Below are 22,843 nucleotides of genomic sequence, written 5' to 3'. Positions count from 1 at the left end.
CATGCGCGTGCTCGTCACGGGCTCGAATGGACTGGTGGGCAGCCGCGCCTGTCTGCAGTTGGAGCAGCGCGGCCACACCGTGGTGGGCCTGGGGCGAGGTCCCCGGCGCACCGGTGGCGCGTATGGCTACGCGACGGTGGACCTGACGCGCGAGGCGGACGTGGCCTCGGCGCTCGAGGCCGCGGCGCCCGAGGTCATCATCCACTGCGCCTCCATGACGGAGGTGGACGCGTGCGAGAAGGACCCGGAGGCCGCCTACGCGGGCAACGTGCGCGCCACCGAGTTCGTCGCCCGGGGCGCTCGCAAGGCCGGGGCGCACCTGGTGCACGTGTCCACCGACTACGTCTTCGACGGCGAGGCGGGCCCGTACGACGAGGACGCCGTGCCCAACCCGCGCGGCGTCTACGCGGTGACCAAGCACATGGGTGAGCAGGCGGCGCGGGTGCTCGCGCCCGGCTGTGCCATCGCCCGCACGGCGGTGGTGTACGGCTGGCCCCCGGTGGAGGGGCGGCTCAACTTCGGCGCGTGGCTGGTGACGAATCTGGAGAAGGGCCAGCCCGCGAAGCTCTTCGAGGACCAGGTGGTCTCGCCCAGCCTCGCGGACAACGTGGCGGCCATGCTGGTGGAGCTGGGCGAGCGCAAGCTCGGCGGCGTCTGGAACACCTGCGGCGCCGCCGTGGTGGACCGGGTGGCCTACGGCCGGGCGCTGTGCGAGGTGTTCGGGTTCGACGCGAAGCTCATCGTCCCGACGCGCATGGCGGAGCTGAAGCTGCCCAGCCCCCGCCCGCTGAAGAGCGGGCTGAAGACGGACAAGGTCCGCACCGGGCTCGAGGCGAAGCCGCTGGAGCTGGCCGAGTCGCTCGCGCGCTTCCACGCCACGTGGAAGGCCGCGCGGGGGCACTGACGTGGAGAGGTGGACATGAAGGGCATCATCCTCGCCGGCGGCTCGGGCACCCGGCTGTATCCGCTGACCCGCGTGGTCAGCAAGCAGCTGCTCCCGGTGCACGACAAGCCGATGATCTACTACCCGCTCAGCACGCTGATGCTGGCGGGCATCCGCGACGTGCTCATCATCTCCACGCCGCAGGACCTGCCGCGCTTCCGGGAGCTGCTGGGTGACGGCTCGCAGTGGGGCATGCGCTTCGAGTACGCCGAGCAGCCCCGACCCGAGGGCCTGGCGCAGGCGTTCATCATCGGCCGCGACTTCGTGGGCAAGGACCCGGTGTCGCTCATCCTGGGCGACAACATCTTCTACGGCCACGGGCTCAGCAACCTGGTGCGCGAGGCCGCGCGCCGCACGTCCTCCGGCGCCACAGTGTTCGGCTACTACGTGAAGGACCCGCAGCGCTACGGCGTCGTCGAACTGGACGCGAAGAACCGCGCGGTGAGCCTGGAGGAAAAGCCGGCGAAGCCCAAGTCCAGCTACGCCGTCACCGGGCTGTACTTCTACGACAACCAGGTGCTCGACATCGCCGCCGCGCTCAAGCCGAGCCCGCGTGGCGAGCTGGAGATCACCGACGTCAACATCGAGTACCTGCGCCGAGGGCAGCTCGACGTGGAGCTGATGGGGCGCGGCTATGCGTGGCTCGACACGGGGACGCACAGCTCGCTGATGGAGGCCTCCAACTTCATCGAGGTCATCGAGCGGCGGCAGGGCCTCAAGGTGTCGTGCCCCGAGGAGATTGCGTACCGGATGGGCTACATCGACGCGCAGCAGCTCATGGCGCTGGCCGAGCCGATGCGGAAGAACGAGTACGGCGAGTACCTGATGGCCGTCGCGGAGAACCGGGGGGCGGTGTCGTGAAGGTCCTCCCCCAGGAGATTCCAGAGCTGCTGTTGCTCGAGCCCAAGGTCTTCGGTGACGACCGGGGCTTCTTCATGGAGCTGTTCCACGCGAAGCGCTACGCGGACGCCGGCATCCCCGGGCCCTTCGTGCAGGACAACTACTCGCGCTCGGGGAAGGGCACCCTTCGCGGGCTGCACTTCCAGGAGCCGCAGGGGCAGGGGAAGCTGGTGCAGGTGCTCGCGGGCGCCGTGTACGACGTGGCCGTGGACGTGCGGCGCGGCTCGCCGACGTTCGGCCGGTGGGTGGGCGTGGAGCTGTCCGCGGAGAACCGCCGGCAGCTCTGGATTCCGCCGGGCTTCGCGCACGGCTTCTGCGTGACGAGTACCACCGCGGACTTCCATTACAAGTGCACCACGCAGTACGCGCCCGAGGTCGAGCGCTGCATCGCGTGGGATGACCCGGACCTCGCCATCCCCTGGCCGGTGACGGAGCCGCTCATGTCTCCGAAGGACCTGCGCGCCCCCCGGCTCAAGGACGCGCAGGTGCTGCCGTCGCTGTAATCGTCGCCTGGGCGGGCGACGGGCCCGCTCACATCGCTCCGCCGGCGCGCAGGTTGATGCCGTACTCGAGGTAGGCCTTGAGGCACGACATCATGTGCATCCAGCCGCCACAGTTGCCGTAGGACGCCTGGATGTCCGCCTTCGAGTCCTTCCAGCCCGACTCGCGAATCTGGACCATCGTGTTGCCGGCGTCGATGGACGAGAAGCGCATCTCCACCCGGATCTGATAGCCGCCGGGGCCCGCCTCCCACTCGAAGACGAGCCGGGCGTCCTTCTCCACCTCGCGGACGATGACGTCGTGCTCGCCCGGCACCTCCGCGAAGCGCCACTTCACCGTGGTGCCCGCCACCAGCGGACCGCTCGCCGCCTGGACGAAGTAGCCGCTGAGCTTGCGCGGGTCCACCACCGCGTCGAACACCTCCGCCACCGGCTTCTGGACCTTCAGCTGCACCTGGAACCTGGGCTCCATCTCGTTGCTCCTCCCGCTGGGGTTCGGCCGGACAATATGTTATAGAATTATAACATGTCGAGGGCGGAGCGGGATGACCTCATCTTCAAGGCGCTGGCGGACTCGCGGAGGCGGGCGATGCTGGACTTGTTGAAGGAGGCGCCGCGGACGACGGGGGACCTGTGCGAGCGGTTCGAGGGCTCGCTGGACCGGTGCACGGTGATGCAGCACCTGAAGGTGCTGGAGCGCGCGGGGCTGGTCATCGCGGTGAAGGAAGGGCGCACGCGTTGGAACTACCTCGACGTCACGCCCTTCCAGGAGATCCACGAGCGGTGGATCTCCCCCTATGCACGGGAGGCCGTGGGCCTCCTGTCGAAGCTGAAGCGGGGCGTGGAAGACGACTGACGCCCCGCTGGGACAGCGGCTACAGGCTCTTGAGGAACTCCACCAAATCACCGCGCTGCGTGGCGTCCTGCACGTAGACGGGGTGGGGCGCCTTGTCGCCGCGCGCGGGGTCCATCAGCGAGTCCAGCCCGACCACCTCGCTGTCGTGGAGGAAGCGGTCCTTGCGCCCCAGGTCCAACAGCAGGGGCATGGCGGAGCCGCGAGGCTCACCGCGGCGGCTGGCGTCCACGACGACCGTCTTGTCGTCGAAGATGGTGGTGGGGTCGTCCTGGATGGGCGCGAAGGCGATGGGCCGGATGCCGGGCTCCGCGGGACGCTCGGCGAGCACCGTCGGGTTGTAGCCCGGGTAGATGCTCTTCATCGGCACGATGAAGGACGGGACGCGCTTGCTCTGGTCCACGTTGTGGCAGTTGGTGCAGCGCGCGGTGAACTGCTCGCGTCCGCGCGCGGCCCGGGTGGCGTCGAAGGCGACGGGCGCGGGCGCCTGGAGGCTGTCGGTGTACGCGTTGAGGTCCCTCAGCGCGGTCTCGTCCACGCGCAAGCCCACGGGCGCGGCCTCGGTGCCGGCCTGGTCGGCGGGGACGAGGGTCGCGGTGATGTAGGGGAAGCCCTCGCCCACCACGCCGCCCTTGCCCGCCACCTGGGTCTCCTTGAGGATGGCCAGGTAGTCGTCGGCCAGCTCGGCGCCGGCGGCCTTTCCACCCAGGGCCTGGAGGAAGGTGCGCCCGTTGGGGGTCACGAGGCTCGTGGGGTCCAGCAGCACGGTGTAGACGATGTTGTCGAAGTTCTCGAGCCGCGCGATGTCACCGGGCGTGCCCCAGGGCGCCGCCAGGTCCGTGCGGAAGAAGGGCGCGATGTGCTGCTGCGCGCCCGTGCCGTCTGGCGCGTCGTCGAACGTGCCCAGAGGGTAGTAGGCCGGGTTGCTCACGAGGGCATCGACCTCCGCCTCCGTGGACTTCTCCGTGAGCCCCTTCTCCGAGGGCGCTCGGCCGATGGACTTGTCCCCGTTGGCGGTCAGCTTCACCTGGAGGAGCGGGTAGAGCGCGCGCGTGTTGGCGGCCAACGCGAAGATGCCGCCCACGTTGAGGTTGTGGGGCGTGGGGCCGTCAATCTGCTTGCCGATGGAGCCGCCGCCCAGGTTGTTCGGCGACTTCACCACCGAGCCATCCGTAATCGCGTGGCACAGCGCGCAGGAGACGCCCACCTTGTCACCGCTGGCGACGTCCAGCTTGCCGTCCGCGTTGGTGTCCTTGACCACGACGCCAATCACCGCATTGGCGTTGATGAGCGCGAGGGTGGTGGCTGGGGCATTGAGCAGCGGGCCGTTGGTGCCCTGCGTGGCCAACTCGTTCGCGACGGCCGTTTTCGTGGCGTCGTCCAGCGCGTCCACGTTGACGCTGAGGCCCGCTTGCAGCGCCTGCACCGGGGTGAGTCGCGCGGCGACGATTCCCGCGGGCAGGCGCGCCGCGTCCGTCCAGAAGCCCTCGTTGCCGAAGGTCTCGAAGCGGAACACCTGCTCGCCGCGAGTGCTGTCACCGCCCGTCAATCGCGGCAGGTCCGGCCCCTGGTCCGCGGGGCCGTCCTTCGTCTGGTTCTGGTTGGTGCTCGGACCGCTGTCCTTGCTCTTCGAACAAGCTCCCTGCGCCATGGCCAGGCTGGTGGCAAGAAACACCCAGCCGACCTTCCCACGATTCCTCTTCATCCTTGTCCCCCAATGCTGATGCGCTTCAAAGCGCTCAGCTATTGAGGCACCTCGGGCCAGGGTGGCACGTGCATTCGGCGTGGGACTCGAGGCCTGTCGCTTCAGCGACACCAGAGTTGATCGCCTGTGCTCAATCGGGAGCGCGAGCGTCGTGCGCCATGCTTCCGGGTGCGGGGCAATCAGCGCGCGACGCTGTCACGGGCCAGCGTGCACTCCTCGCAGCCCGAGTCTGGCCCGCAGAGGAAGACGAGCGGGTCCACGGCGAGCTGCTCCAGCGCGACGGCGACGATGTCCCGCGCGTCCGCCAGTCGCGCGTCGGCGTGGCCCACCTTGCCTTCACGCTGGAGTCCTCGGGGACGGAGCCAGGTGTCGGCGCGACGGAAGCCGGTGCAGCAGTGGTCGGTCTCGGCGATATCCACCGTGCGGACGGCGCCGTCGACCTCGACGACGCAGGGATGGGAGATGGAGTAGGGCACCTCCGCGAGCGCCTCCGCGAGGTGCAGCGTGGTGTCCTCGCTGTGTGTCACGCCGAGCAGGAGGACCTGGCCTCCGAGGGCATGCACCTGGCCCACGGGACTGTCGGGGCCGTGTGGCGGAGAGAGCGGCTGAGGACGGCAGATTCGCACCGCGTGGGGACCGGCCGCGGCGAACGAGCCGCCTGGATGGGTGCTGCGGACCACGCCCGGTTGGCGCCAGAACAGCTCCGCGGTGATGCCCATGTCCGTGGTGGGCGTGGAGCGCGGGTCGAAGACGGACTCGCCATCCGTCATCGTCGGCATCACCAACGTCCCACGAGGACCTACGGCCGCGCGCAGGGCGGCCACCAGTCCGAGGGGCCCGCCTTCGACGGGACGCACGGCCCGGAACGACGTGTGGACCAGGAGCACGCCCGCCTCGCGAACGCCGAGCGCGCGAAGCTGCTCCACCATCTGTTGCTGGCTGACCTCGTTGGACATCGGGTTCGAAATCCTAACCGGGCTTCATCGCGAGCGCCGTCGGAACGTGTTCGATGAGGAAGTCTCGCATCGCCACGACGCGGGGCGCGAGGGGGCGCTCGGGGAGGGTGACGAGGGAGAGTGGGGTGCTGGGGAAGGTGAGGTCCGACAGCACCCGAACGAGTGTTCCCTGCGCCACGTCGCGCGCGGCGAGGAACGTGGGCAGCAGCGCCACGCCGCCCGCGTTCCGGGCCAGCTCCAGCAGGGCGCCGAAGTCCTCGCACTCGACTGCTGCAGGGGGCGAGTCCTTCTTCGCGGCGAAGCTCTTGCGCCCCGGTTGGGTCGAGGGCCACAGGCCGTCATGTCGGGCCAGCTCGCTCACCGACTTCATGCTCCCGCGTGACGCGAGGTAGCGGGGCGAGGCGAAGAAGCCCGCCTCCAGGGTGCCCAGCTTGCGCGCCTTGAACGGCCCGGGGCGCAGCGTGCCCACTCGCAGGGCCAGGTCCGAGCGCGTCGCCGCGAGCGCCACCACGGAGGACTCCAGGACGAGCCGCACCCGGACCAACGGGTAGCGCGCGCGGAAGGCCGCCACCAGGGGCGCCACCACGGTGCGGCCCAGGTCTGGCGTCGTCGTCACCGTCACCAGTCCCGAGGGTGTCACGGGCTGGTCCTCGAGCGAGGCCGTGGCGGATTCGAGCGCGGCGAGGGGCTCGGCGATGCGCGCGAGGAGTTGCTCCCCGGCGAGGGTCAGTGCCACGGCGCGCGTGGTCCGGGTGAGGAGTACGACGCCCAGCTCCGCCTCGAGCGCGCGGACCACCCGGCTCACGTGTCCCTTGTCCACGCCGAGCCGCTTCGCGGCCTGGGTGTAGCCGCGCGTCTGCGACACCGCGAGGAAGACCGTCAGATGGTTGAGGTTCATCGTTGCGGATTCTACAACAATGGGTTGCGTTTCATCGGATTGTTGAGGAGGCGGGATGGACGCATGGTGGGGCTCGCGCATGTCGCGCCATCGAGCCCGAAGAGGTTGTTCCCATGAAGCGTTGGGTCCTCGTCCCGTGGTTGTTGTTCACCTTCGCCTGCGCCAGCACCGTGCCGGGCGCGTTGCCCTTGCGAGCGGAGAAGGGGCCGGAGCCGGAGGTCACCTTGTTGTGGGTGGGAGAGGCGCAGGCGGAGCGCTTCGAGGAGGGGGCGTGGAAGCGGGTTCCGGCGTTCGACTACGAGTTCACCGTCGAGCAGCGCCGCTTCGCTGGCCACTGGGAGTCGGTGAAGCACCTGCGGCGGCGGCACCCGGACTACGACGGGAGCGCGGGCCCGCGAGAGCAGACGATGTTCTTCCGGGTCGACCTGGGGGCGGTGGAGCCGTCCGGGCGTGTGGCCCTGAAGCTGGCCTCGACGTTGGGGCCGGGCGAGGGGACGACCGACCGCGCGTTCCGGGAGGCGAAGCTGGTGTTCCATCTGGAGCTGAGCTCCTTCGCGCCCTTCGACACCTACCGCATCCAGCAGCATTACGAGTACGCGCAGGGGCAGCTGAAGGAGACGGTGTCACTGGACAAGGGGGAGCGGCCCTGGGTGCGCAACCACGAGCGGGCCGGGCTCTTCGCCCCCCACCGCTTCGAGTCGCCGCCCACGACGCGGTGACGAGGGGCCGTCCAAGCCCTCCTGCGTTTCCCGTGCAAGGACACGCGCCCTGCGTTAACGCAGGGGCTCCGGGGATGGCGCCGCCCGGGACGGGACGGGCCCGTCCCTCGTTGCGCGTGCGCGCCCTGAGGTCCTCCGATGATTCCCTTCTCCGTTCTAGACCTCTCCCCCATCCGCCAGGGCAGTGACGCGGCGGACGCCCTTCGCTCCACGCTGGACCTGGCCCGGCACGTGGAACGCTGGGGCTACCAGCGCTTCTGGCTGGCCGAGCACCACAACATGACCGGCATCGCCAGCGCGGCCACCGCCGTCGTCATCGGCCATGTCGCGCAGGGCACCTCGAGCATCCGCGTGGGCGCCGGCGGCATCATGCTGCCCAACCACTCGCCCCTGGTCATCGCCGAGCAGTTCGGCACCCTCGAAACCCTGTACCCCGGCCGCATCGACCTGGGCCTGGGCCGCGCCCCGGGCACCGACCAGCGCACCGCCGCCGCCCTGCGCCGCAGCCGCGTGGACACCTCCGACGCCTTCCCCCAGGACGTCGCCGAGCTCCAGGCCTACTTCCAGGACGCCGAACCCCAACAGGCCGTGCGCGCCGTGCCGGGCATGGGCCTCAAGGTGCCCCTGTGGATCCTCGGCTCCAGCCTCTTCGGCGCGCAGCTCGCCGCCGTCATGGGCCTGCCCTACGCGTTCGCCTCGCACTTCGCGCCCCAGCAGCTGTTGTCCGCCCTGCGCGTGTACCGAGCCAACTTCCGCCCCTCCGCGGTGCTCGACAAGCCCCACGCCATGGTCGGCCTCAACGTCTTCGCGGCCGACACGGAGCCGGAGGCACAGAAGCTGTTCACGTCGCTCCTCCAGGCCTTCATCAACCTGCGTCGCGGACGCCCGGGCCAGCTGCCTCCGCCCGTGGACAGCATGGATGGACGCATCACCGAGTATGAGCTGGCGGAGGTGGAGTCCATGCTGGCCTGCTCCATTGTCGGCAATCCGCAGCAGGTGGAGGAGGGGCTGCGCTCCTTCATCGCGGAGGTCCAACCCGACGAGCTGATGGTCACCGCCCAGATTTTCGACCACACCGCACGGCTGCGCTCCTACGAGCTGCTCGCTCAAGCCCGCACCCGCCTCTCCCTCGAATCGGGGACCGAAGCCTCCGCGGGATGAAGGGAATCCTCCGATACAGGTGCCATCCGGTTCCTGTTGCGGAGCCTTCTCCGGAATTCCGAGAACCCTCATGATGCGGGCGCTTCACTTCCGACAAGGAGCTCCCCACATGAAGGCTCTTCGTTTCGTCACCATGCTGAGTGCCTGCTTCTCCCTGTCCCTCCTGGCCTGCGGCGGCCAGGAGCCCGCGTCCACCGCGCCGCCCGCCGAGAGCACCGAGAGCGTGGAACAGGGCGTGGGATTTCCACCGTCGTGCCCGGCGGGTGACAGCGTGATCTACTGGCTCGAGGACGTGACGTTCTGCAAGGCGAAGTGCGGGACGACCAACAAGCCGGGACAGCAGGCCACCCAGTACGCGGCCTGTCAGTCCAACATCGCCGGCACCAAGAAGCTCATCAACACCAACCACTGCACCCCGGGCTGCAACCCGGCCGGGTAGTCCTCGACGCACGTGGACGCAGCCCCCTGGCTCCGTCCGCGCTCCTCATCCAGGGTTCGAGCACGCCCTCCGGTCCTCCCATGGGAGCCCGGAGGAGCGCTCCCCTGGATGCCTGCCCCCAACGCGAGGTCCTCCCTGGGGGAGCGGGCGAGGAGGCTGTCCATCCGGGCAGGGGCGCCACCGAGGGCGCGCATGGCCAATATCCCCAGGGACTTCATGGGATGAGGAATGCGCGATGGTCTTGCCGGGCAAGGGCATGGGGTGGCTGGAGTTCTTCAAGCTCCTGAAGGACGAATGGAAACGCGATGACGTGGGGGACGTCGCCGGTGCGTTGACGTTCCGCGCCATCCTCGCGCTGTTCCCGTTCCTCCTGTTCCTGGTGTCCCTGGCGGGCGTCATCATCGACCCCAACCAGGCGCAGGTGCTCATCCACGAGCTGGGCAAGGTGGCGCCCAAGGAAGTCACCTCCATCCTGAGCCAGCGCATCGAATCGCTCGCCAGCAGCAACCCCGTGGGCCTGCTGACGGTGGGCGGCGTGGGCGCCATCTGGGCGGCGTCCGGTGGCATCGTCGCGTTGATCAACGCGCTCAACACCGCCTACGGCGTCGAGGAGACGCGGCCGGTGTGGAAGCTGCGGCTCATCGCGGTCTCCACCACGCTGATTGCCGCGGTGGTCGCCATCGTCGCGGCCCTGGCGGCCGTGGCCACGCCCGCGCTGGCCAGCAAGCTGCCCGGTCCCGCGTCCACGGTGGCGCTGTGGCTGCGCCTGCCCGTGGCGGGCCTGCTGATGATGTTCCTGTGGGCGGTGCTCTATTACTTCCTGCCCAACGCGAAGCAGAAGTTCCGGTTCATCACCCCGGGCTCCGTGGTGGGCGTGCTCATCTGGGTGGGCGCGTCCTGGGCCTTCTCGAAGTACGTGGCCAACTTCGGCAAGTACGACGTGAACTACGGCGCCATCGGCGGCGTCATCGTGCTCCTGCTGTGGATGTGGCTGTCCTCGCAGGTGGTGCTGCTGGGCGCCGAAATCAACGCCATCCTCGAGCAGCGCTCTCCGGAGGGGAAGGCGCCGGGCCAGCACGTGCCGGGGCAGGGCAAGGCCCTGACGGCCACCAAGACGGAGCTGGAGGAGGGCGGCGTGGGCCTGCCCGGCTCGCGTGACTTCCGACCCCAGGTGGACCCGACCACGGGCCAGCCGGTCGCGAACGCGCCTCCGAGGCTCGGGCAGACGCCCCTGGCCGCCGCCGCCAAGTGGGCCGCGGGCCTGGGCCTGGGCGTCTTCTTCCTGCGCAAGACGTCTCGCTGAGGCCCGTCCGGAAGCAGGCGTCTCCCTCGGGGGCGGGGATTGCCGGGTTGCACGCCGCCAGGGCGGGCGATAGGTAACCTGGAGGTGTCCGAATCCCAGCCCGGAGGGTGAGTGAACAGCCGATTCACCATGGCGGCGCACATCGTCGCGATGCTCGCGAAGTGCTCGGCGAAAGCGGAGGGTCCGCTCACGTCCGAGGTCATGGCGCGCAGCATCCAGACGAACCCCGTCGTGGTGCGGCGGCTGCTGGGCGACCTGGCGCGCTCGGGGCTCATCGAGACGAAGCGCGGCGCCCGGGGCGGCGTGACGCTGGCCCGCAAGCCGGAGGCCATCACCCTGCGCGACATCTACGAGTCCGTGGAGGAGGGCGAGCTGTTCGGCCGCCACCCCGTGGGGCCCGCGCCGGACTGCACCATCGGCCCGTGCGTGGCCGAGTACCTGGAGGGCGTCTTCGGCCGCGCGGAGGCCGCGCTGAAGAAGAGCCTGGAGGGCACCACCGTCGCGCAGATGTCCGAGGACCTGGAGGCCCGCTTCCGCGCGCTCAATCCCTCCTTCGAGAAGTCCGGCTGAACCTCAGTGCGGCAGGGCGCCCAGGTCCATGTGGATGACCTCCCAGTGATGGCCATCCGGGTCGAAGAAGCTCCAGCCGTACATGAAGCCGTGGTCCTGGGGCTCCCCCGCCGTTGAACCGCCGGACGCCACCGCGGTCCTCACCATCCGGTCCACGTCCTCACGGCTGGAGGCCGACAGCGCGAAGATGCCCTCGGCGGTGGTGCGCGTGTCGCACAGGGCCTTCTTGCTGAAGTCCTGGAAGCGCGCCTCGGTGAGCAGCATCACGAAGGCCTCGTCGCTGATGACCATGCACGTCGCGTGGTCATCACAGAAGCGCGGGTCGAACGCGAAGCCCAGCTTCGTGAAGAACGCGTTCGTGCGCTTCAAGTCCTTCACGGGCAGGTTGACGAAGAGCTTGCGGGAGCCGGCCATGGCCATGGGTGCCTCCACCTCGGGTGGGTTGCATGGCATGGACAGCCGAGGGGGCCCGGAATCATCGGTGCCCCCGAGAAAAAGACGCCTGGGCCCTCAGCGCGCGGGCAGGAAGGGGGGCAGCCCGAAGCGGGGGAAGAGCGTCTTCACGTCGAGGAAGTAGTTGAGCCCGACGATGCGCTCCCCCTCGATTTCGAGCACGTTGAGCGCCCACGGGGTGAGCGTCCCGTCCGGACCGCCCGGCTTGTACTGGCCGAACGCGGGGGCACCGTTGGCCGACACGGGCACCAGCCGTGAGCCCCGGCACGCCGCGCCCCGTCCCTCCATCCACAGGGCCACCTGCTGGGGCCCGTGGACCCAGAGCGACAGCGGAGGCATGGACATGTTGACCTCCTGGTGGAGCAGGGCGGTGAGCGCGGTCATGTCGTAGCGCTCGAACGCGTCCACGTACCGGTCCACCAGCGTGGCCTGCTTCTCCGACAGCGGCTGCTTGGGCGCGCTCACGTCCTTCGTGGCCAGCGTGGCGCGGGCCCGCTGCAGGGCGCTGTTGACGGCGGGCACCGTCAGCTCCAGCGCGTCGGCGACCTCGGCGGCGGACCAGTCCAGCACGTCCGTGAGCAGCAGCGCCGCGCGCTGACGGGGCGGCAGGTGCTGGAGCGCGGCGACGAAGGCGAGCCGGATGCTCTGGCGCATCATCACCAGCTCCACGGGCGTGGCGTGGCTCGGCACCACGAGCGCGTCTGGCACGGGCTCCAGCCACTCCTCCCCGGGCCGCTCGCCCAGGGGCGCGTCCAGCGGCCCCGGCGGCCCCAGCTCCATGGGACGCACGCGGTGGGTGCGCTCCTGGAGCACGTCGATGCAGCGGTGGGTGGCGATGCGGTACAGCCACGTGCGCGCGCTGGAGCGTCCCTCGAAGTGCTCCAGGTGGCGCAGCGCGCGCACGAAGGTCTCCTGGACGGCGTCCTCGGCCTCGGCGACGGAGCCGAGCATCCGATAGCAGTGTCCGGTGAGCGCGGTGCGGTGCTCCTCCATCGCGAGGAGCGCGGCCTGCGGTGCGGGGGAAGGGCCTTCAGCCATGGCCGGGCCTCTATCAAGCCTCCGCGCGGCAGGCCAGGCGCCGGGGCGTACGGTGGCCCCGGCGCGTGACCCTGAAGCGGTGCGTCAGCGGCGCTGGGCCGCGACGTCCGCGTGCTTCTCGCGGAACTCCGAGTAGGGGCCGTTGAAGTCGAGCACCTCCCGGCCGGCCTCGAGCGACCAGATGCGCGTGGCCACCTCGGAGATGAGCTCCTGGTCGTGCGTCACGACGATGACGGTGCCCTCGTACTTCTGCAGGCCCTCGGCGAGCGCGGAGATGGACTCCAGGTCCAGGTGGTTGGTGGGCTCGTCGAGCACCAGGACGTTGTCCTGCATGATCATCAGCTTGGAGAGCAACAGGCGCACCGTCTCACCACCGGAGAGGGTGTCCGTGTTCTTCATGCGCTCCTCACCGGAGAAGAGCATGCGGCCCAGCACGCCGGAGATCTCCTCGTTGGTGAGCTTGTCGTGCAAGTCACGCAGCCAGCCGAAGCAGGTGGTGCCCTTGCGCACGACGCCGTGGTGGTCCTGCGGCAGGTAGCCGACGGTGGCCTGGTGGCCCCAGCCGATCTTCCCCGTGTCCGGCTCCAGCTGGCCGGCGAGCATGCGCACCAGGGTGGACTTGCCCACGCCGTTGCGGCCGATGACGCAGACGCGCTCGCCCTTGCACACCAGCGCGTTGAAGGGACGGATGACGGTCTGGCCGTCGAAGGACTTGCTGATGCCCTCCGCCATGAGCGTCTGCTTGCCGCTGACGACCTTCTGGTCGAAGCGGATGAACGGACGCGCGATGTTGGAGCGCTTCAGGTCCTCCGTCTTCAGCTTGTCGATCTGCTTGATGCGGCTCTGCACCTGCGAGGCGCGGGTGCCGGCGTGGAAGCGCGCGACGAAGTCCTGCAGCTGGGCGATCTTCTTCTTCTTCTCCGCCGTCTCCGACTCCACGCGCGTGCGCAGCTGGGACTTCTGGCGCACCATGTCGTCGTAGCCACCCGTGTACTGGATGATGGCCTCGTAATCGATGTCCGCGATGTGCGTGCAGATGGAGTTGAGGAAGTGCCGGTCGTGGCTGATGGTGATGAGCACGCCCTCGTACTCGTGCAGGAAGTTCTCCAGCCAGCGGATGGAGTCGATATCGAGGTTGTTCGTGGGCTCGTCGAGCAGCAGCCCCTCGGGCTTGCCGAACAGCGCCTGGGCGAGCAGCACGCGCAGCTTCAGGCCGCCCGTCAGCTGGCGCATCGCGCCCTCGTGGAACGACTCCTCGATGCCCAGGCCCGCCAGCAGCGTGGCCGCGTCGCTCTCCGCCGAGTAGCCATCCTCCTCGGCGATGACGCCCTCCAGCTCACCCAGCCGGTTGCCGTCCTCGTCGGTGATGTCGGACTTGGCCAGCAGCTGGTTCTTCTCCGACATGGCCTCCCACAGGGGCTTGTTGCCCATGAGGACGACATCGAGGACGCGGTTCTCCTCGTAGCGGAAGTGGTCCTGGCGCAGGATGCCCAGCTTGCGCGGGCGGATGACGTTGCCCATGTCCGCTTCCTCGTCTCCGGCGAGGATCTTCATGAACGTGGACTTGCCCGCCCCGTTGGGACCGGTCAGGCCGTAGCGACGGCCCGGGGAGAAGGTCACGTTGACCTCCTCGAACAGCTTCTTGGGCCCGTAGGCCTTGGAGACGTTGATGACGTTGAACATGGCGGCGGCGTTGTAGCGGAATTGACGCGCAGCGGCCAAGGAAGCGTGGAATCGCCTCCGGACCGTCTCGCGGTGACCTGAGGAAACGCCCGCCAGGTGACGAAAAATGCCCTGGAATGGCGGGGCCTTGGGGCCCTGTCCGGCCGGCAGGTGGGGGGACGGGCGACAGGGATGGACTGTGGGGCGGGATTGGCGGGTATAAGCCCCCGCCCATGGCCGTCCGTTTCGAGCTCGTCACCACCGACCCCACCGGCGCCCGCGCCGGCATCCTCCACACCCGGCGCGGCAGCTTCCTCACGCCCATGTTCATGCCGGTGGCCACCCATGCCGCCTTCCGGCACCTGGCCATGGAAGAGGTGAAGGAGACCGGGGCCAGCATCCTCCTGGCCAACACCTACCACCTGATGCTCCGGCCCGGCGCCGAGGTCTTCAAGCGCTTCGGTGGCATCCATCCCTTCATGCAGTGGGATGGCGGCGTGCTGACGGACTCGGGTGGGTTTCAAATCTTCTCCCTGCCGGAGGACCGGCTCATCACGGAGAAGGGCGCGCACTTCCGGAGCTTCTACGACAACAGCCGGCAGCTCTTGAGCCCCGAGTCCAGCATCGCGATGCAGCAGGCCATCAACTCCGAAATCATGATGGTGCTGGACGTGTGCATCGACTCGCGCACGGACGAGGCGGGCACGCGCGAGGCGATGGAGCGCACCCACCGGTGGGCGGTGCGCAGCCTCGCGGCGAAGAACCAGGTGGACACCGGACAGGCGATGTTCGGCATCGTCCAGGGCGGCGTGTTCCCGCACCTGCGCGACGAGAGCGCGGCCTTCCTGACGCAGCTGCCGTTCGACGGGTTCGCCATCGGCGGGCTGGCGGTGGGCGAGACGAAGGCGGAGCGCGAGACGATGACGTTGCGCACCACCGCGTCGCTGCCCGCGGACAAGCCGCGTTACCTGATGGGCGTGGGCACGCCGACGGACCTCATCGAGGCGGTGCTGCGCGGCGTGGACATGTTCGACTGCATCATCCCCACGAAGATGGCGCAGCAGGGCTACGCGTACACGTTCCAGGGCCTGGTGCGCATCACCCGCACGGTGTACCGGCTGGCCGACGAGCCGCTGGACGCCGAGTGTGATTGCTACGTGTGCAAGCGCTACACGCGCGGGTACCTGCACCACCTGATGCGCGGCAAGCACCACCTGGGCTCGCGCTTCCTGTCGGTGCACAACGTGCGGCACTACCAGAAGCTGATGGGGCGCATCCGCGCGGGCATCCTCTCCGGCACCTATGACCAGGTGGCGCGCGAGCTGAAGGCGGCCATCGCCACGCCGAAGGACTTGAAGGAAGAGGCCTCTTCGGGACAGGTGACGCTCAAGGAGGTCGGGTGAGCGACGCGGGCAACCCGCGCGACGGGGACTTCGAGCTCGTCACGCTGCGCAACGGCTCGCGCGCGGTGCGGCACCTGGGGCATGGCGAGGTGATGCACCCGTCGGTGGGCCCGTGGAAGGAAGCGCTGGGCCTGTATGTGGAGCAGCCGAGGCTGGCGGAGCGGTTGTCCCAGCCGGGGCCCCCGCTGGTCATCCACGACGTGGGGCTGGGGGCGGCGACGAACGCGGTGGCGGCGCTGACGTGCGCGCGGGAGCTGGGCGCGGCGCGACGGCGGGCGCTGGAGGTGGTGAGCTTCGAGGTGGACCTGGCGCCCCTGCGGCTGGCGCTGGCGGACGCGGCGGGGTTCCCGTTCCTGCAGCCGTTCCGTGAGGCGGTCGAGACGCTGATGCGGGAGGGGGTCTGGGCGGAGGAGGGGCTTGTCTGGCGGCTGCACCTGGGGGACGCGGTGCCGTTCCTGGACGGGGCGCTGCCGGTGGCGGACCTGGTGTATTTCGATCCGTTCTCCCCCGCGTCGAACCCGGACATGTGGACGGAGGGCGTGCTCGCGCGGGTGCGTCGGCACTGCCGCGAGGATGGCGAGGGCGCGCTGTTGCTCACGTACAGCGCGGCGACGCCCACGCGCGTGACGCTGCTGCTCGCGGGGTTCTTCGTGGGTGCGGGCTCGTCCACGGGGACGAAGGGCGAGACGACGGTGGCCTCCACGCGGCGCGAATCGCTGGTGGCGCCGCTGGGGCAGCGGTGGGTGGAGCGGTGGACGCGCTCCTCGTCGCGGGCTCCGCATGGTGGAAGCCTGACGCCCGAGGTCGAGGCGCGCGTGCTGGCGCATTCGCAGTGGCGTTGAGCGGGTTCTTTCGGGGCCCCAGGTGCGCGCGGGCCCCCTGGGACGAGGGTGCAATGGGTGGCGGGAGGCATTGGCGTTAGGAGTCACGCTTCCGCGAGCAGTGCTTTCGCGGGGTGGGAGCGCCCTCATGTCTGCCTTGCGTGCTCGACGGGTGTCGTTGTCCTCTCTCGTCGCGGTGCTCTTCCTGTATGCGGGGCCCGCGAGCGCTGAGCCCGTCACCCTCAACTGCCCGGGCACCATGGCGGTGAACGACTCGCCCGGCATGACGAACGCTCCGCGCTTCATGACCATCACCGGGACGGGCACGTTCGGCCCGTGTGTGGGATTGCCGCTCAGCATCCTGTCCGCGGACTATTCCGGCGTGGCGCATGGGACGACGAGCTGTCTGACCAGTTCGACGATGGCGAACCTGACGCTGACGTGGAACGACGGCACGGTGAGCACGCTCTCCCTGACGCAGACAATCAACACCCGGCCGACGGGACAGGTGGTGTCCGTCTATGCGGGCACGGTGTCCGCGGGCCGGTTCCAGGGCGCCACCGCGACGGCGACGCTGGTGCTCACCCAGACGGACATCCTGGGGTGCTTCACGGAGGAGGGCGTCACCGCGACGACGGGCCCGGCGGTCTTCACCATCGTCGGCCTGCTCTGAGTCGGGCCGAACTCGCATCCTCGGGGCGGTCCGCGCTTGGAGGAGGGGTCTCAGTGTGGGGCCTGAGCCTCGGAGTCCTCTCCTGTCTTCGAGCTGGAGGGCGCCTGCTCTCGCGGTGGGCGGGTGTCGTCGAAACGCGTGGGCGCTCCTCGTGTCGTCGCGTCCTGTCGTTGCTCCTCTCGAATCTCCCGGCCGAGGAAGTAGTTGAGCGCTGTCCGGAGGGCAGCCACCGCCGCGACCTGGCCAATCTGCTCCCACGTGGGCGCGACGGCCGTTCGCAGCAGGTCCGCGCCGAGCTGGAACTCCAGCCCCAGCGCGAGGAATCGGCCGAGGGTGAGCCGGATGCGGGTGAAGGACTGGTCGTGCTTGCGTTGGACGGTCGCCAGGACGAAGCGCACGAAGCCAATGGCGGCGCCCGTGAAGATGACGAGGGCGGCGGCGGCCTCGACCAGGCGCACCAACAGCGTCACGGCGCCGTGCAACCAGGCTTCGCTGATCAGGTCTTCCATGGTCCGCGTCCCCCTGTGGTGGAAGATGGACATCGCGACGGGCCGTGAACGAGAGGTGCGCTTCGGTCCGTCGCACGCGCGAGGGGCGGGGAGCGACCCATCGAGGGAGATGTCGCCTGCCTGTGCCGGGATGGGCGCCGCGTTCGGCTGTCGTCGAGGCAGACAACCGGGGCGGTTCGGGGTATCCGGGAGGGGCGATGAGCGAGGCCCTTCAACTGGACGACTGGGGCGGCACCGGCCCCGTGCTGCACCTGGCGCACGCCAACGGATTTCCTCCCGGCACGTATCGCCAGCTCATCGAGCGGCTGAAGCCGCGCTTCCGCGTCGTCACGGTGCGCTCGCGATGCCTCGTCCCCGGCTCGGACCCGCTGTCCATGCGGGACTGGAACGACATGGCGGATGACCTCATCGGAGCGCTCCGCGCCGCGAAGCTGGAGGGCATCGTCGGGGTGGGGCACAGCATGGGCGGCGTGGCGACACTGCTCGCCTCCGTGAAGGACCCGAGCCTCTTCCGCGCCGTCGTCACCCTGGACCCGGTGCTGTTCTCCGGGATGCGCAAGCTGGTGCTGGACGTGCTGACGCTGCTCGGACAGCGAAGCCGCGTGCCTCCCGCGAGCCTGGCGCGTCGCCGCCGTGCGCACTGGCCCACGCGGGAGCTGGCCTTCACCGTCTATCGCAAGAAGCCGCTGTTCGCGGCGTTCGACGAGGCGTGCTTCCAGGACTACGTGACGTACGGACTCACGGAGGCGCCCGAGGGCGGCTTCCGGCTGACCATCCCCCGCGAGTGGGAGGCACGCGTCTTCGAGACGACGCCGAAGGGGATGTGGAACTCGCTGCGCTCCATCTCCGTGCCCACGCTCATCGTTCGTGGGGCGCGCACGCGCACGTTGGCTGCCTCCGCTTTCGCCAAGGCCCGGCGGGTCATCCCAGGCGTTCGACTGGAGGAGGCTCCGGGTGGGCACCTGTTCCCGCTGGAGGACCCGGCGGACTGTGCCCGGCGCATCCTCGCGTTCCTGGACACACTCGAGGCGCCTGGCGAGCCGCTGCGTCAGGCGCGCTAGGGGGCCGTTTCGTCGGCCACGGGCGTCGGGAGCGCCTCCGGCGACTCCGAGGGCTGCTGGGCTTCGAGCTGGAGGAGCGCCTCGAAGGCCGCGGCCTTGGGGCTGGTCGTGGTGCTCTTCACGATGTGCCGCCAGGCGCCGCCCGGCGGACGGTGCGCGTAGCCACCCCAGAGCAGCTTGCCCTGCAGCCCGAGGAAGACCTCGTCCTTCTCGAAGCGCTGGTCCGCGGTCCGCTGCATCAATTCGAGCAGCTTCACGCGGTCCGGGTTGCCCACCTTCTTGAGATGCGTGGAGCGCGCGGTGATGACCCGGATGCCCTGGTCCTTCACGGACGCCGATGCGGCGGTGACGGACATCGACGTGTGGCCCGCGTCCTCGAACACCGACTGGAGCTCCTCCTGGGCGGCGAGGTCCTCGGCCTGGGCGTGGAAGCGTTGGTCGAAGCCGTGGCGTTCTTCCTGGACCTCGGTCTCGCTCGACGAGGTGCCCGCGACGACGGAAGTCACCGCGCCGACCACGGGGAATCCCACGCAGCAGAAGAGCAGGGCGCCGAGGGGGAAAAGACCGCCCATGCGGTGCAGCACGGGCCTGGTCGGCACGGCGCCGATGGACTGCTCCGGCACCTCCGAGTGCAGGTTGCAGCGGGAGCAGGCGAGGACGTACTTCGTCCGCACGGAGAAGAGCGGGAACCAGAAGACGTGGATGACGTTGTAGTGCCGCTGGAGTCGGTGGGTCGTCTCCCGCTGGCAGTCCCGGCAGAGGGCAGGACGCTCCCCGAGCTCCTGCTGCTTCGGCGCGTTTCCGTAGATGATGAACATGCCTGACTCCGCTCGGGGTGGAGTCCGTCCCATACCGCGACGTTGATACAAGCGTCCACCGTGACACTCTGTCTCGGAGGATGCTTGCTGCCGTGACAGCCTGTTCGGGCGCGAGGACCCGGGCCGCGTGGTGATTCCACGGCGCTCCCTCTGAAGTCCCGGGCGCGGAGGCTCCTGGCCTCGTGCTTGCTCAGTCCCTGCTCATCCCTGGAGGGGAGGAGGTAGGGCCCGATGAGACATTGGCTCGAGCGGCATTCGTGGTGGTTGCATGGGGCATTCATCCTCGCGGTCGCGTTCCTGCTGTCGCGCATCGTCCACGTCTTCACCGAGTTCCAACTCAGTGCACCGGTCCCTGGAGGAGAGGCGTCGAGCACGCGCCCCATCCGGATTGCCCAAGGCACCGCACGCACACCGCTGAGTGAGGACAGGCTGTCGAGGTTGCTGGGCGTGGCCCTGCGCACGGACGACGTCCCCGAGGAGGAGGAAGGCCCGCCCCGCAGTGCACGGCGTGCGCGGTTGGTGGGGACGTTGACGTCTCGCGAGGCGCATTGGTCGCTCGCGTCGGTCGAGGACCTGGACAGTCAGCGCGTGCGCAGCCTCCGCGTGGGCGATGTGCTCCAGGACTCGGAGGTCGTCGCCATCGAGCGTGGGCGCGTCATCGTCACGGTCCAGGGACGACGCGAGGTCATCGACCGGGGAGGTCCCTCCGGCGCCGTTTCACCGATGCCGAGGCCGACCGCGGACACGGACATCCGTCGCGTGGGGGAGCACACCTACGAAGTCCCAGGCCGGTATCTCGACCTCGAGCGCATGACGGGCGGATCGACGCTCTCGGACGCGCGGATGGTGCCGGCGTTCAAGGATGGGAAGGCGCAAGGCTTCAAGGTCCTCTCCCTCCGGAAGGGCTCGCTCTACGAGAAGCTCGGCCTCCAGAACGGGGACGTCCTCCAGCGCATCAACGGCATGCCGCTCGACTCGCTGGAGAAGGCCATGGAGACGTACATGCTGCTCAAGAGCCAGCGGCGCCTGGAGGTCGAAATCGAACGGGGCGGGGTGACGGTGCGCAAGGTCTACGACGTCCAACCGTGAATGTCAGGAGGAAGGGCGGGTAGCGTCCCCCCTCGCGCCATGACCATTCGCCCCTTCCAACCCGCTGATACCGATGCGCTGGTCGACATCTGGGCCCGCGCCGTCCGCGAGACGCACGACTTCCTGAGCATCGCGGACTTCGAGGACATCCACCGCAAGCTCGGCCCCGTCTATCTCCCCGCCGTCGAGGTGCACGTCGCCTGTGAGGACACTCGGCCCGTGGCCTTCATCGGTATGAGCGGACACCACGTGGAGATGCTGTTCGTGGACCCCTCGGCGATGGGCGGCGGACTGGGGCGACGGCTGCTCGCCCACGTGGCCAGTCGCGGACCGCTCACCGTCGACGTCAACGAGCAGAACCCCCGCGCCGTGGGCTTCTATCTCCACTGCGGCTTCGTCCAGACGGGCCGCAGCCCCACCGACGGCGAGGGCCGGCCCTATCCGCTCCTCCACCTGGCCATGCCCCGTCCCGTGACATCGTAACGACTGGAATTTCAGACAGGCTGGAGCTTGCTCCGAGGTCCGTCTAACCTCGGGAGTCACCCGCGCTGCCTGGAGTGATTCCATGTCCGAGTCCAAGCCCCGCCTCAAGCGTCCCGTCGAGAACGTCCGCGCCGAGCTGCTCGCGGACCCCGACACCCAGCGCATCGCGAAGTCCGTGGGCATGGAGCTGGCCGCCTATGTCGAGCTCGTCCTCGACTATGCCCAGCACCCGGAGAAGGAGCCCGTCCTCCAGGTCGTCCCCGACGAAATCCTCAAGCAATCCGGCTATGAGCCGGCCAGCATCGAGGAGGTCGGCGAGTTCTTCCTCGGCGCCGCCCGGGGTGAGCTCGGCCTGGGTCCCCCGCCGGCCTACTACAGCGGCTTCGAGTCCAAGCCCGCCCCGAGCGCGGGCAAGCCCGCCCTCCGCGGCGACGAAGGCCAGGCCCAGGCCCAGGTGGAGGTCGACGAGGAGACCCGCAAGGCCCTCCTCAAGCACGTCCCCCGAGGGCCTGATCGCCTCTGAACCTACCTTGGAGGCAACTTCCGCAGGACTCCTCCGATAATCGGGTATCCATTTTTTACCGAGGAAATCCCATGTCTGTCGGCGGCTCCAGTGGCGCGGGTGGTAGCAACGGCACGAACGGTGCGAACAGCGCCAGCAACGCCGCGAGCAAGGCGGCGGACGCGGCCAGCAAGGCGGCCAACAGCATCAGCAACGCGCTGGGCGGCCTGGGCAAGGCGCTCGGTGGGCTGTCGAAGGGCCTGAGCGGCCTGGGCGGACTGGCGCAGGGCCTCAGCGGCCTGGCCAAGGGCCTCAGCGACGTGGTGGGCAAGGTCTCCGAGGCGCTCAGCTCCGTCTCGGGCCTGCTGGACAAGGCGCTCGGCGCCATCACCGGCCCCCTCAAGGACATCGTCGGCAAGGCGCTCGACAACCTCCCGTTCGGCCTGGGCCAGCTGGCCAAGCCCTTCGCGGACAAGTTCATCGACAACGGCCTGTCCATGGTGGCCGGCGGCCCCCTGGCCGGCGTCAGCAGCCTGTTCAACGGCGCCTCCAACGTGGGCAAGCTCGCGGACACCGTGGACACGGTCCGCTCGGCGGCCACCGCGGTGGGCGACATCGCCCAGGGCAAGTTCAACGCCCAGCAGCTCGCCGCCTTCGCCCAGTCGAAGATGCTGCGCGGCCTGGACTGACGTCCGGCTGCACACAGCACCGAGGTTTCGAGGACGTCCGCCCAGGCACCCGGTGCCCGTGGCGGACGTCGTCGTTTCCAGCCCGGCCCGTCACGCCCACGTCACGCCAGGGCGCCTTCGTCAGTTCAGGTAGCCACCGGAGACCAGGAACTCCGCGCGGCGGTTCTTCTCCAGCTCGGAGGCGGAGAGCGGCCGCTCCTCGCCGTAGGACAGGGTGGACAGCCGGGACGGCTCCACGCCCAGCCGGCGCAGGTAGTCGCGCACCACCGAGGCCCGACGCTGGCCGAGCGCCAGGTTGTACTCCGTGGTCCCCAGCTCGCACGTGTGGCCGGTGATGCTCACCTTCGCCTGCGGCCGCTGGCGCAGCGCGTCCGCCAGCTGCGTCAGCGTGTCCCGGAACTCCGGGCGCAGCGTCGTCGAGTCGAGCTCGAAGTAGACGGGCTCCAGGCGGATGGGGAGCAGGTCCGTGTCGGAATTCTGGGTCATCGCTGAGGGACGCTCCGGCTCCGGACGCGTGGCCACCGGAGCATGAGGGGGCTGGGAGTCGGTGGAGACCGTGGAGAGGGGTTGCTTCGCGGCACAACCCACCAGACCAAGGACGACGACGAGAAGCGAGAGGAAGGGGCGCATGTCCTCGTGCTGAGCACGCGCCGTGCCGGGGGGGCGTCACTCGGGACGTCCCCGGCAACGCTCAG

Annotated in this window: 27 protein-coding genes; 17 read left to right on the top strand and 10 right to left on the bottom strand. The window is 69.4% G+C overall.

Annotated features, from left to right (window positions below; genetic code table 11):
- The first annotated feature begins 1 nt into the window (after position 1).
- The 3 genes from LXT21_RS37765 to rfbC are packed head-to-tail and all read left to right on the top strand — an operon-like array spanning position 2 to position 2,346.
- The gene (locus tag LXT21_RS37765; RefSeq protein ID WP_254043092.1) at positions 2-904 is read left to right on the top strand and encodes an SDR family oxidoreductase; all 903 of its coding nucleotides are present in this window, start codon (positions 2-4) and stop codon (positions 902-904) included.
- Between the two features lie 15 nt (positions 905-919).
- The gene (rfbA, locus tag LXT21_RS37760) at positions 920-1,804 is read left to right on the top strand and encodes a glucose-1-phosphate thymidylyltransferase RfbA (protein ID WP_254043091.1); all 885 of its coding nucleotides are present in this window, start codon (positions 920-922) and stop codon (positions 1,802-1,804) included.
- On the top strand, positions 1,801-2,346 hold the full coding sequence (gene rfbC, locus LXT21_RS37755) for a dTDP-4-dehydrorhamnose 3,5-epimerase (protein WP_254043090.1): 546 nt from the start codon (positions 1,801-1,803) through the stop codon (positions 2,344-2,346). Before rfbA ends, rfbC begins: the two co-directional genes overlap by 4 nt.
- Positions 2,347-2,374: 28 nt before the next feature.
- Here the strand turns inward: rfbC and LXT21_RS37750 are convergent, their stop codons facing one another.
- Positions 2,375-2,815 carry an SRPBCC domain-containing protein gene (locus tag LXT21_RS37750; protein ID WP_254043089.1) on the bottom strand — a complete coding sequence of 147 codons (441 nt, stop codon included), beginning with the start codon at positions 2,813-2,815 and terminating at the stop codon, positions 2,375-2,377.
- Between the two features lie 54 nt (positions 2,816-2,869).
- On the opposite strand from LXT21_RS37750, the gene LXT21_RS37745 reads away from it, so the two are divergent.
- A complete protein-coding gene (locus LXT21_RS37745; RefSeq protein ID WP_254043088.1) occupies positions 2,870-3,199 on the top strand; it encodes an ArsR/SmtB family transcription factor in 330 nt (109 codons plus the stop codon).
- 19 nt (positions 3,200-3,218) lie between these two features.
- Here the strand turns inward: LXT21_RS37745 and LXT21_RS37740 are convergent, their stop codons facing one another.
- The 3 genes from LXT21_RS37740 to LXT21_RS37730 all read right to left on the bottom strand — a co-directional run bounded on the left by LXT21_RS37740 (position 3,219) and on the right by LXT21_RS37730 (position 6,755).
- Complete coding sequence (locus LXT21_RS37740) at positions 3,219-4,901, bottom strand: hypothetical protein (protein ID WP_254043087.1); 1,683 nt, start codon at positions 4,899-4,901, stop codon at positions 3,219-3,221.
- Positions 4,902-5,080: 179 nt separating this feature from the next.
- Positions 5,081-5,857, bottom strand: coding sequence for an AAC(3) family N-acetyltransferase (locus LXT21_RS37735; RefSeq protein ID WP_254043086.1), 777 nt, complete (start codon positions 5,855-5,857; stop codon positions 5,081-5,083).
- 13 nt (positions 5,858-5,870) lie between these two features.
- On the bottom strand, positions 5,871-6,755 hold the full coding sequence (locus LXT21_RS37730; RefSeq protein ID WP_254043085.1) for a LysR family transcriptional regulator: 885 nt from the start codon (positions 6,753-6,755) through the stop codon (positions 5,871-5,873).
- A gap of 113 nt (positions 6,756-6,868) precedes the next feature.
- On the opposite strand from LXT21_RS37730, the gene LXT21_RS37725 reads away from it, so the two are divergent.
- From LXT21_RS37725 to LXT21_RS37705, 5 genes are all read left to right on the top strand, one after another.
- Positions 6,869-7,474, top strand: a complete 606-nt coding sequence (locus LXT21_RS37725; protein WP_254043084.1) for a hypothetical protein — start codon at positions 6,869-6,871, stop codon at positions 7,472-7,474.
- Between the two features lie 138 nt (positions 7,475-7,612).
- Entirely contained in the window at positions 7,613-8,635 is a 1,023-nt protein-coding gene (locus LXT21_RS37720) for an LLM class flavin-dependent oxidoreductase (RefSeq protein ID WP_254043083.1), read from the top strand.
- Between the two features lie 109 nt (positions 8,636-8,744).
- The gene (locus LXT21_RS37715; protein WP_254043082.1) at positions 8,745-9,074 is read left to right on the top strand and encodes a hypothetical protein; all 330 of its coding nucleotides are present in this window, start codon (positions 8,745-8,747) and stop codon (positions 9,072-9,074) included.
- Between the two features lie 235 nt (positions 9,075-9,309).
- Entirely contained in the window at positions 9,310-10,377 is a 1,068-nt protein-coding gene (locus tag LXT21_RS37710; protein WP_254043081.1) for a YihY/virulence factor BrkB family protein, read from the top strand.
- 111 nt (positions 10,378-10,488) lie between these two features.
- Entirely contained in the window at positions 10,489-10,947 is a 459-nt protein-coding gene (locus LXT21_RS37705; protein ID WP_254043080.1) for an RrF2 family transcriptional regulator, read from the top strand.
- Positions 10,948-10,950: 3 nt separating this feature from the next.
- Here LXT21_RS37705 and LXT21_RS37700 read toward each other — a convergent pair whose 3' ends face one another.
- The 3 genes from LXT21_RS37700 to LXT21_RS37690 form a co-directional block, all read right to left on the bottom strand.
- Positions 10,951-11,367: a VOC family protein gene (locus LXT21_RS37700; protein WP_254043079.1), complete on the bottom strand. Its 417-nt coding sequence runs from the start codon at positions 11,365-11,367 to the stop codon at positions 10,951-10,953.
- A 90-nt stretch (positions 11,368-11,457) separates the two neighbouring features.
- On the bottom strand, positions 11,458-12,438 hold the full coding sequence (locus LXT21_RS37695) for a sigma-70 family RNA polymerase sigma factor (protein ID WP_254043078.1): 981 nt from the start codon (positions 12,436-12,438) through the stop codon (positions 11,458-11,460).
- Between the two features lie 84 nt (positions 12,439-12,522).
- On the bottom strand, positions 12,523-14,121 hold the full coding sequence (locus LXT21_RS37690; RefSeq protein WP_254043171.1) for an ABC-F family ATP-binding cassette domain-containing protein: 1,599 nt from the start codon (positions 14,119-14,121) through the stop codon (positions 12,523-12,525).
- Between the two features lie 212 nt (positions 14,122-14,333).
- Here LXT21_RS37690 and tgt point away from each other — a divergent pair, with 212 nt between their 5' ends.
- The 3 genes from tgt to LXT21_RS37675 all read left to right on the top strand — a co-directional run bounded on the left by tgt (position 14,334) and on the right by LXT21_RS37675 (position 16,997).
- Complete coding sequence (gene tgt / locus LXT21_RS37685; protein WP_254043077.1) at positions 14,334-15,503, top strand: tRNA guanosine(34) transglycosylase Tgt; 1,170 nt, start codon at positions 14,334-14,336, stop codon at positions 15,501-15,503.
- Positions 15,500-16,345, top strand: coding sequence for an MnmC family methyltransferase (locus LXT21_RS37680; protein ID WP_254043076.1), 846 nt, complete (start codon positions 15,500-15,502; stop codon positions 16,343-16,345). The genes tgt and LXT21_RS37680 overlap by 4 nt, the downstream gene beginning before the upstream one ends.
- 127 nt (positions 16,346-16,472) lie before the next feature.
- Positions 16,473-16,997, top strand: a complete 525-nt coding sequence (locus LXT21_RS37675) for a hypothetical protein (protein WP_254043075.1) — start codon at positions 16,473-16,475, stop codon at positions 16,995-16,997.
- A gap of 50 nt (positions 16,998-17,047) precedes the next feature.
- On the opposite strand, the gene LXT21_RS37670 is transcribed toward LXT21_RS37675, so the two are convergent.
- Positions 17,048-17,506, bottom strand: a complete 459-nt coding sequence (locus tag LXT21_RS37670; protein WP_254043074.1) for a DUF1622 domain-containing protein — start codon at positions 17,504-17,506, stop codon at positions 17,048-17,050.
- Between the two features lie 197 nt (positions 17,507-17,703).
- Here LXT21_RS37670 and LXT21_RS37665 point away from each other — a divergent pair, with 197 nt between their 5' ends.
- Positions 17,704-18,567: an alpha/beta fold hydrolase gene (locus LXT21_RS37665; RefSeq protein ID WP_254043073.1), complete on the top strand. Its 864-nt coding sequence runs from the start codon at positions 17,704-17,706 to the stop codon at positions 18,565-18,567.
- On the opposite strand, the gene LXT21_RS37660 is transcribed toward LXT21_RS37665, so the two are convergent.
- Positions 18,564-19,385: a zinc-ribbon domain-containing protein gene (locus LXT21_RS37660; RefSeq protein ID WP_254043072.1), complete on the bottom strand. Its 822-nt coding sequence runs from the start codon at positions 19,383-19,385 to the stop codon at positions 18,564-18,566. The two genes, LXT21_RS37665 and LXT21_RS37660, sit on opposite strands and share 4 nt — an antisense overlap.
- Positions 19,386-19,616: 231 nt before the next feature.
- On the opposite strand from LXT21_RS37660, the gene gspC reads away from it, so the two are divergent.
- The 4 genes from gspC to LXT21_RS37640 all read left to right on the top strand — a co-directional run bounded on the left by gspC (position 19,617) and on the right by LXT21_RS37640 (position 22,148).
- Positions 19,617-20,474: a type II secretion system protein GspC gene (gene gspC, locus LXT21_RS37655; protein ID WP_254043071.1), complete on the top strand. Its 858-nt coding sequence runs from the start codon at positions 19,617-19,619 to the stop codon at positions 20,472-20,474.
- Between the two features lie 39 nt (positions 20,475-20,513).
- Entirely contained in the window at positions 20,514-20,957 is a 444-nt protein-coding gene (locus LXT21_RS37650) for an acetyltransferase (protein WP_254043070.1), read from the top strand.
- An 82-nt stretch (positions 20,958-21,039) separates the two neighbouring features.
- Positions 21,040-21,480 carry a hypothetical protein gene (locus LXT21_RS37645; protein WP_254043069.1) on the top strand — a complete coding sequence of 147 codons (441 nt, stop codon included), beginning with the start codon at positions 21,040-21,042 and terminating at the stop codon, positions 21,478-21,480.
- 71 nt (positions 21,481-21,551) lie between these two features.
- Positions 21,552-22,148 carry a hypothetical protein gene (locus LXT21_RS37640; protein ID WP_254043068.1) on the top strand — a complete coding sequence of 199 codons (597 nt, stop codon included), beginning with the start codon at positions 21,552-21,554 and terminating at the stop codon, positions 22,146-22,148.
- Between the two features lie 120 nt (positions 22,149-22,268).
- Here the strand turns inward: LXT21_RS37640 and LXT21_RS37635 are convergent, their stop codons facing one another.
- Complete coding sequence (locus LXT21_RS37635; protein ID WP_254043067.1) at positions 22,269-22,634, bottom strand: OmpA family protein; 366 nt, start codon at positions 22,632-22,634, stop codon at positions 22,269-22,271.
- Positions 22,635-22,843 lie beyond the last annotated feature (209 nt).

It is taken from the genome of Myxococcus guangdongensis, from assembly GCF_024198255.1.
Taxonomy (GTDB): Bacteria; Myxococcota; Myxococcia; order Myxococcales; family Myxococcaceae; genus Myxococcus; species Myxococcus guangdongensis.
Note: the sequence above shows the minus strand (reverse complement) of the source record. Positions and strands in the feature narration are given on the sequence as shown.

Coding starts and splice junctions, on each gene's coding strand:
- LXT21_RS37745 (WP_254043088.1), top strand. CDS start 2,870: ATGTCGAGGGCGGAGCGGGATGACCTCATCTTCAAGGCGCTGGCGGAC.
- LXT21_RS37650 (WP_254043070.1), top strand. CDS start 20,514: ATGACCATTCGCCCCTTCCAACCCGCTGATACCGATGCGCTGGTCGAC.
- LXT21_RS37720 (WP_254043083.1), top strand. CDS start 7,613: ATGATTCCCTTCTCCGTTCTAGACCTCTCCCCCATCCGCCAGGGCAGT.
- LXT21_RS37735 (WP_254043086.1), bottom strand. CDS start 5,857: ATGTCCAACGAGGTCAGCCAGCAACAGATGGTGGAGCAGCTTCGCGCG.
- LXT21_RS37635 (WP_254043067.1), bottom strand. CDS start 22,634: ATGACCCAGAATTCCGACACGGACCTGCTCCCCATCCGCCTGGAGCCC.
- LXT21_RS37700 (WP_254043079.1), bottom strand. CDS start 11,367: ATGGCCATGGCCGGCTCCCGCAAGCTCTTCGTCAACCTGCCCGTGAAG.
- gspC (WP_254043071.1), top strand. CDS start 19,617: ATGAGACATTGGCTCGAGCGGCATTCGTGGTGGTTGCATGGGGCATTC.
- LXT21_RS37710 (WP_254043081.1), top strand. CDS start 9,310: ATGGTCTTGCCGGGCAAGGGCATGGGGTGGCTGGAGTTCTTCAAGCTC.
- LXT21_RS37695 (WP_254043078.1), bottom strand. CDS start 12,438: ATGGCTGAAGGCCCTTCCCCCGCACCGCAGGCCGCGCTCCTCGCGATG.
- rfbA (WP_254043091.1), top strand. CDS start 920: ATGAAGGGCATCATCCTCGCCGGCGGCTCGGGCACCCGGCTGTATCCG.
- LXT21_RS37730 (WP_254043085.1), bottom strand. CDS start 6,755: ATGAACCTCAACCATCTGACGGTCTTCCTCGCGGTGTCGCAGACGCGC.
- LXT21_RS37660 (WP_254043072.1), bottom strand. CDS start 19,385: ATGTTCATCATCTACGGAAACGCGCCGAAGCAGCAGGAGCTCGGGGAG.
- LXT21_RS37725 (WP_254043084.1), top strand. CDS start 6,869: ATGAAGCGTTGGGTCCTCGTCCCGTGGTTGTTGTTCACCTTCGCCTGC.
- LXT21_RS37645 (WP_254043069.1), top strand. CDS start 21,040: ATGTCCGAGTCCAAGCCCCGCCTCAAGCGTCCCGTCGAGAACGTCCGC.
- LXT21_RS37675 (WP_254043075.1), top strand. CDS start 16,473: ATGTCTGCCTTGCGTGCTCGACGGGTGTCGTTGTCCTCTCTCGTCGCG.
- tgt (WP_254043077.1), top strand. CDS start 14,334: ATGGCCGTCCGTTTCGAGCTCGTCACCACCGACCCCACCGGCGCCCGC.
- LXT21_RS37750 (WP_254043089.1), bottom strand. CDS start 2,815: ATGGAGCCCAGGTTCCAGGTGCAGCTGAAGGTCCAGAAGCCGGTGGCG.
- LXT21_RS37715 (WP_254043082.1), top strand. CDS start 8,745: ATGAAGGCTCTTCGTTTCGTCACCATGCTGAGTGCCTGCTTCTCCCTG.
- LXT21_RS37640 (WP_254043068.1), top strand. CDS start 21,552: ATGTCTGTCGGCGGCTCCAGTGGCGCGGGTGGTAGCAACGGCACGAAC.
- LXT21_RS37665 (WP_254043073.1), top strand. CDS start 17,704: ATGAGCGAGGCCCTTCAACTGGACGACTGGGGCGGCACCGGCCCCGTG.
- LXT21_RS37740 (WP_254043087.1), bottom strand. CDS start 4,901: ATGAAGAGGAATCGTGGGAAGGTCGGCTGGGTGTTTCTTGCCACCAGC.
- LXT21_RS37670 (WP_254043074.1), bottom strand. CDS start 17,506: ATGGAAGACCTGATCAGCGAAGCCTGGTTGCACGGCGCCGTGACGCTG.
- LXT21_RS37690 (WP_254043171.1), bottom strand. CDS start 14,121: ATGTTCAACGTCATCAACGTCTCCAAGGCCTACGGGCCCAAGAAGCTG.
- LXT21_RS37765 (WP_254043092.1), top strand. CDS start 2: ATGCGCGTGCTCGTCACGGGCTCGAATGGACTGGTGGGCAGCCGCGCC.